Consider the following 7717-nt stretch of genomic DNA (forward strand, 5'->3'; position numbering starts at 1 on the left):
GGCGCGGGGCGGGGCGGCCGGGCTCGGCTCCGCACCGCTGCGCGCCGGCCCCCCCCCCCGGCGGGCGCCCCGCCCCCCCCCCCCTCGGCGGTGAGGGAGGACGACGACGCCGACCCGTGGCCCCGCCTCGCGTCACGTGACGCAATCCCCGGCCTAGGTGTCGGCCAGCCGGCGCATGGTCTCCACGGTGCGCAGCCGGCCCTCGCGGCTGTCGTCGAGCGGCTGCAGGGCGATGGTGGTGACTCCGGCATCGGCGTAGGCGGAGATCCGCTCGGCGACGTAGGACTCCGGCCCGATGAGCGACACCCGGCGGACGAAGTCCTCCGGCAGCGCGCCCGCGGCCTCGTCCTTCCGCCCGGACAGGTAGAGGTCCTGCACGGTCTCGGCGGCCTCCTCGTACCCGTAGCGCCGGGCCAGGTCGTTGTAGAAGTTCTTGCCCTTGGCGCCCATGCCGCCGACGTAGAGCGCCAGCTGCGGCCGCACCTGGTCGTGCAGGTGGTCGACGTCCTCGCCGATCGCCACCGGGACGCCGCAGATGACCTGCAGCTCCCCGAGCTCCGGGTCGCGCTTGGCCTTGCCGGCCCGCAGGGCCTCGCCCCAGACGTCGTCGGCGCGCTCGGGCATGAACCAGATCGGCTCCCACACTTCGGCGATCTCAGCGGCCAGCTCCACGTTCTTGGGGCCCAGCGCGGCGAGCATGACGGGGATCCGGTCGCGGACCGGGGTGTTGATCAGCTTCAGCGGCTTGCCGAGCCCGGTGCCCTGGTCGGCCGGCAGCGGGACGGTGTACTTCGGGCCCTCGTGCACCAGCCGCTCGCGCCGCCACACCTGGCGGCAGATCTCCACGACCTCGCGGGTGCGCTGCAGCGGCGCATCGTAGGAGACGCCGTGCCAGCCCTCGATGACCTGCGGGCCCGAGGCGCCCAGCCCCAGGGTGAAGCGGCCGCCGGAGACGAAGTCCAGGCCAGCAGCGGTCATCGCCGTCAGCGCCGGCGTACGGCTGTAGATGGGCAGGATCGCGCTCATCAGCTCGACCCGCTGGGTGACGGCGGCCAGGTAGCCGAGCTGGCTGACGGCGTCGAAGGTGTAGACCTCCGCGCACATCGCGAGGTCGAGGCCGGCCGCCTCGAGGTCGACGATCTCCGCCGCCGTCTCCTGGAAACCCCCGGCGTAGCTGGCCTGGATGCCGATGCGCACCTGCACTCCTCTGGTCGGCGGCGCCCGCGTCGGCGCCACCGGCGACCGTAGCGGGTGCCCCGGGCCGGCCCCCGGCCTCAGGTGCGGTGCGCGGATGGGTCAGGCGGTGCGGCTGCGCAGCGGGCGGACGGCACCCACGACCTCGGTGACCACCCGGACGCCGTCGACGTCGCCGGGCACCCGGCCCGCAGCGTCCGCATCGGCGACGTCGACCTTCACGACGTACCCGGTGTCCCGCCGGGCCAGGCCGATGCCCACCACGCCGGGCTGGGCGGACAGCTGGCGGACCAGGGTGGTCTTGGCGGCGCGGGCGGCGGCACGGTCGGTCACGAGGGCTCCTCGCTGACGCCCGCCGGCCGGGAGCCAGGGGCGAGGAAGGCCCCGGGCGGTCGGGCGGGCTCGGTCACCTCCCCATGGTGCCTCGTCCCCGCCCGGAGCGACATCCCCCTGACCTGGGGGATGTGCTCACGAGGCGACCCACTCCACCCCGAGCGTCGCCAGCACGGTCGCCAGCGGGTTGGCGAAGGTCAGCCCGGCCCCGGTGCTGCCGCCCTCGCTGCTCCCGGCGAACAGCAGGGCCAGTGGTGCGCGGTCGCTGCTGCGCCAGATGACCGAGCCGCTGTCACCGCCGGCGGAGAACGCCCCCGACAGGCCCTCGATCTCGATCTGGTCGTCGAAGACGTGCACGCCGTCCTCGTACTGGACGGCGACCCCGTCGACCTCCACCGCGGTGATCCGGCCGCGCGTGTGACCGGTCGTGCGGCCGACCTTCTCCACCTCCTCGTCGGGCTCGACCTCCACCCCGTCGGGCACCGTGGTCCCCAGCGGCCCGCCCGGCACGCGGCCCGGATCGGCCTCCACGCCCTCGTCGAGGGTGGCCACGGCGGCGTCGACCCGGTTGGCGCGGTCGGTGAACGGCACGGACGCGGCCAGCGTGGCGACCCGGTCGGCCGGGGTGCCGCGGTCGGCGGGGCCGGGCTGCAGCACCGCGTCACCGACCGCGCCGGCGTCGGCGGCGGCCAGCACGTGGTTGTTGGACAGCACGGCGAGCCGGCCGTCGAGCCGGACGAAGCCGCCCAGCGTCCCCGCACTGACCGCCGGGTGTGCCACCGACAGGCCGGGTACCAGGGGCCGGGTGCGCTGCTGCAACCGCCCGGGGGAGAGGGCCGTCTGCGGCAGTATCGGCCCGGTCACCCGGACGTCGACCTCCGCGCGGACGACGTCGTCCAGGCCGGTCAGGAGGACCCGCGCGTCGGCCGCCGCCGCCACCCGGATGGCCAGGTGTGCCCTCCCCGGGGACACCGGGGCCAGCCCGATGGCCGGCCGGGTCCACAGCCGGCCGCCGAGGTCACTCGCGGTGACCAGGGGGAAGCCCTCGGCCAGCCGCGCGGTGAGGCGCGCCTTGAGCTCGCGCGCCGAGTCGATGAGCACGGAGACCTCCGTTGCGGTGTGTGGCTCTGCTGACACCGACGGTAGGGGGAGGTACCGACAGTCGCGCGCCGCCGCCACGGCGGGTCGGCGTCCGGGCCGGGGCCCGGGGCGACGTCCGGATCGGGAACCCCGGAGAGTCGCGTCACACCCTGGCGCGGCGGCGGGGCCGCGGTACGGTCCTCGCCACCCCGGGCGGCCCGCCGACCCGGCGCCGGCTCCGGGAACAGTCCCCGGACCTGCGCCGTTGCACCCCGTGAGCCGGTCCGGGCGTCAGGCAGGCCCTGCCCGCAGGGCGCCCGGGACCCGGCTTTGACCGCCTCCCGGACCGCGGGTATCGTGGTCAGCCGTGCCCAGGGTGCCCTGGGCCTGCTCCCGTTCGCGGTGCGCCTGGGTGTCCGGAGGTCCTCCTCCTGGCCGAGGGTCCGCCCCGGTGGGCCGTCCACGACAGGACGGTGGCCGGAGGTGGCGGCGCCGAGTCGCGGGGGGCGACCTGTCCGGTTCGACCGCCGGCCGGTCCTGGGGAGGGCGACACGCCCGACCGCGGGGACCGGTGAGTGGCTCGCGACCAGGGCGGACGACCCCGGCAGGACCGGCACCGGCGACACGACAGCAGCACCGTCCACAGCACGACCCAGCGCAGGTAGGAGATCCAGGCCACCCATGCCCACGATCAACCAGCTGGTCCGCAAGGGCCGCGAGGACAAGGTCGAGAAGACCAAGACCCCGGCGCTGAAGGGCTCCCCTCAGCGTCGTGGCGTGTGCACCCGCGTGTACACGACGACGCCGAAGAAGCCGAACTCGGCGCTGCGCAAGGTCGCTCGCGTCCGCCTCACCAGTGGCATCGAGGTGACCGCCTACATCCCGGGCGTCGGCCACAACCTGCAGGAGCACTCCATGGTGCTCGTGCGCGGCGGCCGCGTGAAGGACCTCCCGGGTGTGCGTTACAAGATCATCCGTGGCTCGCTGGACACCCAGGGCGTCCGCAACCGCAAGCAGGCTCGCAGCCGGTACGGCGCGAAGAAGGAGAAGAGCTGACATGCCGCGCAAGGGCCCCGCGCCGCGCCGTCCGCTGACCGCCGACCCGGTCTACCAGTCGCCGCTGGTCACCCAGCTGGTGAACAAGGTCCTGGTCGACGGCAAGCGCTCGGTCGCCGAGTCGATCGTCTACGGCGCCCTCGAGGGCTGCCGCGCCAAGACCGACACCGACCCGGTGGTCACGCTCAAGCGCGCGCTGGACAACGTCAAGCCGGCCCTCGAGGTCCGCAGCCGCCGCGTCGGTGGCGCGACCTACCAGGTCCCGGTCGAGGTCCGCGCCTCCCGGAGCACCACCCTGGGCCTGCGCTGGCTGATCCAGTACAGCCGCGCGCGCCGCGAGAAGACGATGACCGAGCGCCTCATGAACGAGCTGCTCGACGCCAGCAACGGCCTCGGTGCCGCGGTCAAGCGCCGCGAGGACACCCACAAGATGGCCGAGTCGAACAAGGCCTTCGCGCACTACCGCTGGTAGTCGCACCCGGCTGGTGGCACCCCGCCAGCACCCGCCGGCGGGACACGCCGGGCCACCCCCGGACGACCCGCACGCGGACCAGAGACAAAGAGGAGTCAGAGATGGCCACCAACGCGGCCCAGCTCGCCAAGACCCGCAACATCGGGATCATGGCGCACATCGACGCCGGCAAGACCACGACGACCGAGCGCATCCTCTTCTACACCGGTATCAACTACAAGATCGGTGAGGTCCACGACGGCGCGGCCACGATGGACTGGATGGAGCAGGAGCAGGAGCGCGGCATCACCATCACGTCGGCCGCGACGAAGTGCTCCTGGAACGGCTACGACATCAACATCATCGACACTCCGGGGCACGTCGACTTCACCGTCGAGGTGGAGCGGTCCCTGCGCGTGCTCGACGGTGCGGTGGCCGTCTACGACGGCGTCGCCGGCGTCGAGCCGCAGACCGAGCAGGTCTGGCGGCAGGCCGAGAAGTACGGCGTCCCGCGCATGTGCTTCGTCAACAAGCTCGACCGCACCGGCGCTGACTTCTTCCGCTGCGTCGACATGATGGTCGAGCGGCTCGGCGCCAACCCCGCCGTGCTGCAGCTGCCCATCGGCGCCGAGGCCGACTTCATCGGTGTCGTCGACCTGGTGCAGATGCGCGCCCTCACCTGGCGCGGCGAGACCGCCATGGGTGAGGACTACGCCGTCGAGGAGATCCCGGCCGAGCTCGCCGACCAGGCCGCCGAGTACCGCGAGAAGCTGCTCGAGACCGTCGCCGAGACCAACGACGACCTCATGGAGGCCTACCTCGGCGGCGAGGACATCTCCGTCGAGATGCTGAAGGCCGCGATCCGCAAGGCGACCATCTCCGCGCAGATCAACCCGGTGCTCACCGGCACGGCGTTCAAGAACAAGGGCGTGCAGCCCCTGCTCGACGCGGTCACCGACTACCTGCCCAGCCCGCTGGACATCGAGGCGATCGTCGGCACCGCCATGGACGGCGAGACCGAGGTCCTGCGGCACGCCGACGAGGACGAGCCGTTCTCCGCCCTGGCCTTCAAGATCCAGACCGACCAGCACCTCGGCAAGCTGACCTACGTCCGGGTCTACTCGGGCCGGCTCTCCTCCGGGTCCCCGGTGCTCAACAGCACCAAGGACCGCAAGGAGCGGATCGGCAAGATCTACCAGATGCACGCGAACAAGCGCGAGGAGCGCGAGGGCGTGGGCGCCGGTCAGATCGTCGCCGTCGTCGGCCTGAAGCAGACCACCACGGGTGACACCCTCTGCGACCCGCAGAACCCGGTGATCCTCGAGTCGATGACCTTCCCGGCCCCGGTCATCTCGGTCGCGATCGAGCCGAAGACCAAGGGCGACCAGGAGAAGCTCGGCACGGCCATCCAGAAGCTGGCCGAGGAGGACCCGACCTTCCAGGTCAAGCTCGACGAGGAGACCGGCCAGACGGTCATCTCCGGCATGGGCGAGCTGCACCTGGAGATCCTCGTCGACCGCATGCGTCGCGAGTTCCGGGTCGAGGCCAACGTCGGCAAGCCGCAGGTGGCCTACCGCGAGACCATCCGCAAGGCGGTCGAGAAGGTCGACTACACCCACAAGAAGCAGACCGGTGGGTCCGGCCAGTTCGCCAAGGTGCAGGTGAGCATCGAGCCGCTCGAGGTCAGCGGCGACGGCCCGACCTACGAGTTCGTCAACGCCGTCACCGGTGGTCGCATCCCGCGGGAGTACATCCCCTCGGTCGACCAGGGCATGCAGGACGCCATGCAGTACGGCATCCTCGCCGGCTACCCGATGGTGGGCGTCAAGGCGACCCTCGTCGACGGCCAGTACCACGAGGTCGACTCCTCGGAGATGGCCTTCAAGATCGCCGGCTCGATGGTCTTCAAGGAGGCCGCGCGCAAGGCCAGCCCTGCGCTGCTCGAGCCGATGATGGCCGTCGAGGTCGTCACGCCCGAGGACTACATGGGTGACGTCATCGGCGACCTGAACTCCCGGCGCGGGCTCATCCAGGCGATGGAGGAGCGCTCCGGCGCCCGCGTCGTCCGGGCCCTGGTCCCGCTCTCGGAGATGTTCGGCTACGTGGGCGACCTGCGCAGCCGCACCCAGGGGCGGGCGAGCTACACCATGGTGTTCGACTCGTACGCCGAGGTCCCGCAGAACGTGGCCAAGGAGATCATCGCCAAGGCCACCGGCGAGTGACCGCCGGGCGGGGTACGTCCCCGCCCGGCCCCCTGCAAGCCCACCCCAGCGTCAGCACGACTGCGACACCACGAGGAGAGGAACCCAGTGGCCAAGGCCAAGTTCGAGCGGACCAAGCCGCACGTCAACATCGGCACCATCGGGCACATCGACCACGGCAAGACCACGCTGACCGCGGCGATCACCAAGGTCCTGCACGACAAGTACCCGGACCTCAACGAGGCGTCGGCCTTCGACCAGATCGACAAGGCGCCCGAGGAGAAGGCCCGCGGCATCACGATCTCGATCGCCCACGTCGAGTACCAGACGGAGAACCGTCACTACGCGCACGTCGACTGCCCCGGGCACGCCGACTACATCAAGAACATGATCACCGGTGCGGCGCAGATGGACGGCGCCATCCTGGTGGTCGCCGCCACCGACGGCCCGATGCCGCAGACCAAGGAGCACGTCCTCCTGGCCCGCCAGGTCGGCGTCCCCTACATCGTCGTGGCGCTGAACAAGGCCGACATGGTCGACGACGAGGAGATCCTCGAGCTCGTCGAGCTGGAGGTCCGCGAGCTGCTCAGCGAGTACGAGTTCCCGGGCGACGACGTCCCCGTGGTCCGCGTCTCGGCGCTCAAGGCGCTCGAGGGCGACGCCGAGTGGGGCAACAAGCTCATGGAGCTCATGGACGCCGTCGACACGGCGATCCCCGAGCCGCAGCGTGAGATCGACAAGCCGTTCCTCATGCCGGTCGAGGACGTCTTCACCATCACCGGTCGCGGCACCGTCGTCACCGGTCGCGTGGAGCGCGGCATCGTCAAGGTGTCGGAGGAGGTCGAGATCGTCGGCATCCGTCCGTCGTCGACCAAGACCACCGTCACCGGCGTCGAGATGTTCCGCAAGCTGCTCGACCAGGGCCAGGCCGGCGACAACGTCGGTCTGCTGCTGCGCGGCATCAAGCGCGAGGACGTGGAGCGCGGCCAGGTCGTCGTGAAGCCCGGCTCGATCACCCCGCACACCAACTTCGAGGGTTCGGTCTACATCCTCTCGAAGGACGAGGGTGGCCGTCACACGCCGTTCTTCAACAACTACCGTCCGCAGTTCTACTTCCGGACGACCGACGTCACCGGCGTCGTGACCCTGCCGGCCGGCACCGAGATGGTCATGCCGGGCGACAACACCGAGATGACGGTCGAGCTGATCCAGCCGATCGCCATGGAGGAGGGCCTGCGGTTCGCCATCCGTGAGGGTGGCCGCACCGTCGGCGCCGGTCGCGTCACCAAGATCATCAAGTAACACCCCCGACGGGGGGGGGGGGGGGGGGGGGGGGGCCCGGCGCGCCGCCGGGTCGACCCCCAACGGCGCCCCTACCACCCCGGCCCGCCCCGGGGCGGGG

7 protein-coding genes are annotated in these 7717 nt (G+C 71.7%); 4 read left to right on the top strand and 3 right to left on the bottom strand.

Features of this window, described 5'->3' with window-relative positions; genetic code table 11:
- Nucleotides 1-153: 153 nt before the first annotated feature.
- The 3 genes from ACI79V_RS24215 to ACI79V_RS24225 all read right to left on the bottom strand — a co-directional run bounded on the left by ACI79V_RS24215 (nucleotide 154) and on the right by ACI79V_RS24225 (nucleotide 2628).
- On the bottom strand, nucleotides 154-1197 hold the full coding sequence (locus tag ACI79V_RS24215) for an LLM class F420-dependent oxidoreductase (protein ID WP_456893467.1): 1044 nt from the start codon (nucleotides 1195-1197) through the stop codon (nucleotides 154-156).
- A 99-nt stretch (nucleotides 1198-1296) separates the two neighbouring features.
- Nucleotides 1297-1527, bottom strand: a complete 231-nt coding sequence (locus ACI79V_RS24220; RefSeq protein ID WP_456893468.1) for a hypothetical protein — start codon at nucleotides 1525-1527, stop codon at nucleotides 1297-1299.
- A 135-nt stretch (nucleotides 1528-1662) separates the two neighbouring features.
- The gene (locus ACI79V_RS24225; RefSeq protein WP_456893470.1) at nucleotides 1663-2628 is read right to left on the bottom strand and encodes a hypothetical protein; all 966 of its coding nucleotides are present in this window, start codon (nucleotides 2626-2628) and stop codon (nucleotides 1663-1665) included.
- 660 nt (nucleotides 2629-3288) lie between these two features.
- Between ACI79V_RS24225 and rpsL the strand changes: the two genes are divergently transcribed.
- The 4 genes from rpsL (at nucleotide 3289) to tuf (ending at nucleotide 7617) form a co-directional block, all read left to right on the top strand.
- Nucleotides 3289-3663 (top strand): 30S ribosomal protein S12, encoded by a 375-nt coding sequence (gene rpsL / locus ACI79V_RS24230; RefSeq protein WP_012950487.1) that lies wholly within the window; start codon nucleotides 3289-3291, stop codon nucleotides 3661-3663.
- A 1-nt stretch (nucleotide 3664) separates the two neighbouring features.
- Entirely contained in the window at nucleotides 3665-4135 is a 471-nt protein-coding gene (gene rpsG, locus ACI79V_RS24235) for a 30S ribosomal protein S7 (RefSeq protein ID WP_456874307.1), read from the top strand.
- Nucleotides 4136-4236: 101 nt separating this feature from the next.
- Complete coding sequence (fusA, locus tag ACI79V_RS24240; RefSeq protein ID WP_456893472.1) at nucleotides 4237-6336, top strand: elongation factor G; 2100 nt, start codon at nucleotides 4237-4239, stop codon at nucleotides 6334-6336.
- An 87-nt stretch (nucleotides 6337-6423) separates the two neighbouring features.
- Complete coding sequence (tuf, locus tag ACI79V_RS24245; protein WP_456893474.1) at nucleotides 6424-7617, top strand: elongation factor Tu; 1194 nt, start codon at nucleotides 6424-6426, stop codon at nucleotides 7615-7617.
- The last annotated feature ends 100 nt before the right edge of the window (nucleotides 7618-7717 follow it).

The sequence above is a fragment of the Geodermatophilus sp. SYSU D00700 genome (assembly GCF_054050255.1).